This window comes from Microcystis sp. M53603_WE2, assembly GCF_030065435.1.
This window is the reverse complement of the sequence record NZ_JASJFF010001134.1, coordinates 1-2,941: the sequence shown is the minus strand read 5'-3', so window position 1 is coordinate 2,941 and position 2,941 is coordinate 1. Positions and strand designations below refer to the sequence as shown.

Sequence of the window (2,941 nt, the reverse complement as noted above, 5' to 3'; positions counted from 1 at the left end):
GGGTGTGGGGCGTGGGGTGTGGGGTGTGGGGTGTGGGGTGTGGGGTGTAGGGTGTGGGGTGTAGGGTGTAGGGTGTGGGGTGTGGGGTGTGGGGTGTGGGGTGTGGGGAAAAGGAAGAATAAATAAAAATAATCTCCTGAAGACTGAAGACTGATAATTTTCATTTTTGTAGTAGAATGGAGAGCCACTAATAACCGATTTCTGGAATAATGGCCGATATTAAAACCCTAATTAAACAGGTACACCAAGAGGCAAAAAAAGAGGATTTTCCCATCGATACCCTAATTTACCAAGAGGCCAAAAAAGACCCCTTTGAACCAGTTTTGTATGCTGGTAATCTGGCTAGTCAGTTATGCTTTTTTGGCCGGGATTTAGGACGAGATGAAGTGTATGCAGGACAACCTTTGATCGGGGCTGCCGGCAGAATGGTGAGAGAGGGATTTTTTCAAGCTTGGCAGGGGAGAAAATCCCACGATCGTCAAGAGCTATTATCGGTGTGCGATCGAATTTTCCTAACTAATACAGTTCCCTACAAACCCCCGGGTAATAAAGCTTATTCTGGGGAAGTGAAAGATCGTTTCCGTCCATTTATAGAAAAACTGCTCGTTTTTTATTGGCAAGGTGATCATATCATTCCTCTTGGCACGGAAGCTTTTAAATGGTTTGAACCCTACGGTAAACCCAAAGAAGTAGATAAATTCTATCTTGATAAAGAACGCTTTACCAAAAAACTCCTAGTTACCCTTACCGCTACCGATGAACAGGGATTAAAACAGCAAAAAAAAGTGACTTTATTGCCTCTACCCCATCCCTCTCCTCTCAATCAAAGATACTATGCCCTTTTTCCTGATTTATTACAAAAAAGATTAACTGAATTTGCCTTTTAACCGATGAGAATTTACGGCAATCGTCCCATAAAAACCCTAGCAGGACAATTAACCCGTCCGACGACAGCAAGGGTGCGAGAAGCTTTATTTAATATCTGGCAACAGAAATTATCCGGCTGTCGTTGGTTGGATCTTTGTGCGGGTAATGGTTCGATGGGTGCGGAAGCTTTATGTCGAGGTGCGAGTCTAGTAATCGGAATTGAACAATCAGGACGCGCTGGCGAAATTATCAAGGAAAATTGGCGCAATTTAGCAACTTCTCACCAGCAATTCCAAGTAATTCGGGGAGATGTACTGACAAAGTTAGCCACTTTAGCGGAGAAAAGTTTTGATTTAATTTATTTTGACCCTCCCTACGAAAGCGGGTTATATTTACCGGTATTAACTGCCATCTCTCAATCTAATTTATTAGATTCTCTGGGGGAAATTGCCGTGGAACACAATCCCAAATCTTGGCAAGCAATTAATCTAGAAGGTTTAACCATTTGTCGTCAAAAACGCTACGGCAATACTACGTTAACTTTTTATCAAAAAGCAGTTATCTCCTGACCACTGACTTGAAAGAGGGTGTAGGGTGTGGGGTGTGGGGTGTGGGGTGTGGGGTGTGGGGTGTGGGGGGAGAATAAATAAAAGCAATCTTCTAACTCCTGACGACCGGCTCCTGACTCCTGCCGAAAATGGTCAATTTTATTGGGCAGTCCAGAAAAAATTATTATTTCTCAACAAAATCACATAATTTGTCACTTTTCTTGACAATCATCCTGAGTAAAGCGAGAAACTTTCTGGCAACCGCAGTTAATCGCCCCCTGTTTAAGCTGTTTAAACAAAAATCAGAGCTTATTTCGATAAAATTCGCAGTAAATAGGCTATAGCCTCCTAAAACACTTAAATCCCTTCTCCTCGTCCTTTTTTTGACCTAAAACTACACCGAAGTTTCCTGACACAGCAGCTTAACCATCTCCCCTTAACCCTTGCTGCTCCCCAGAATATCACCTATTTTTTGTATAAATTTATACCCGACTATTTTTGTCGGGTATATTTGACACCAAGATTTTGCCGGTGATAGGATGTGTGTAGATTCAGTTGACGGCAAGACAGGAAAATCATGACCCTAGCGACAAACATCGAAACCTCAAAATTCATCCCCACCTTTACCCGCTTGGTTTCTAAGGAAGGAGGGACCTCCTACCCCCTGAAAGCGCTGAATATCTGCGAAGAAACCTTTGCCCCCCTAGAAGTGGACTACGATTACGACCTCATCCGTCGCACCGTTACCAGAGAAAGCATTCAAGCAGGTCCCAATTCCATCTGGCGCTATCGTTCCTTTTTGCCGGTGGAAAGTGAAAATCCTATCGATGTGGGTACGGGTATGACTCCCCTAGTTAAATCCCACCGTTTAGCCCGGCGCTTGGGTCTAAAAAATCTCTACATTAAAAATGATGCCGTCAATATGCCCACTCTCAGCTTCAAAGATAGAGTGGTATCCGTCGCCCTTACCAGGGCCAAAGAATTAGGTTTTACTACCGTTTCCTGTGCTAGTACGGGAAATCTGGCCAATTCCACCGCCGCTATTGCCGCTCACGCTGGTTTAGACTGTTGTGTTTTCATTCCCTCCGATTTAGAAGCGGGTAAAATTCTCGGCACCCTAATCTATAATCCCACGGTCATGGCGGTTAAAGGCAATTACGATCAGGTTAACCGTCTCTGTTCCGAAGTGGGCAATACCTACGGTTGGGGTTTTGTCAACATCAATCTGCGTCCCTACTATTCCGAAGGTTCCAAAACTTTAGGCTTTGAAGTGGCTGAACAATTAGGCTGGAAACTACCCGACCATATTGTCGCACCTTTAGCCAGTGGTTCCCTCTTTACCAAGATTTATAAAGGCTTCCAAGAATTCATTAAAGTCGGTTTGGTGGCAGATAAAGCAGTGCGTTTTAGTGGCGCTCAAGCGGAAGGTTGTTCCCCCATTGCCCAAGCTTTCAAGGAAGGACGGGATTTTGTCGCCCCAGTTAAACCCAATACTATCGCCAAATCGATCGCTATTGGTAATCCCG

General features: G+C 44.3%; 3 protein-coding genes. All 3 read left to right on the top strand.

Going from position 1 to position 2,941, the window contains the following annotated elements; all coding sequences use genetic code 11:
• Nucleotides 1-209: 209 nt before the first annotated feature.
• Complete coding sequence (locus PX481_RS23940) at nt 210-887, top strand: uracil-DNA glycosylase family protein (RefSeq protein WP_002757896.1); 678 nt, start codon at nt 210-212, stop codon at nt 885-887.
• Between the two features lie 3 nt (nt 888-890).
• Entirely contained in the window at nt 891-1,436 is a 546-nt protein-coding gene (gene rsmD, locus PX481_RS23935) for a 16S rRNA (guanine(966)-N(2))-methyltransferase RsmD (protein ID WP_002757898.1), read from the top strand.
• A 556-nt stretch (nt 1,437-1,992) separates the two neighbouring features.
• A partial coding sequence (gene thrC, locus PX481_RS23930) for a threonine synthase (protein WP_288096420.1) occupies nt 1,993-2,941 on the top strand: 949 nt, incomplete at its 3' end.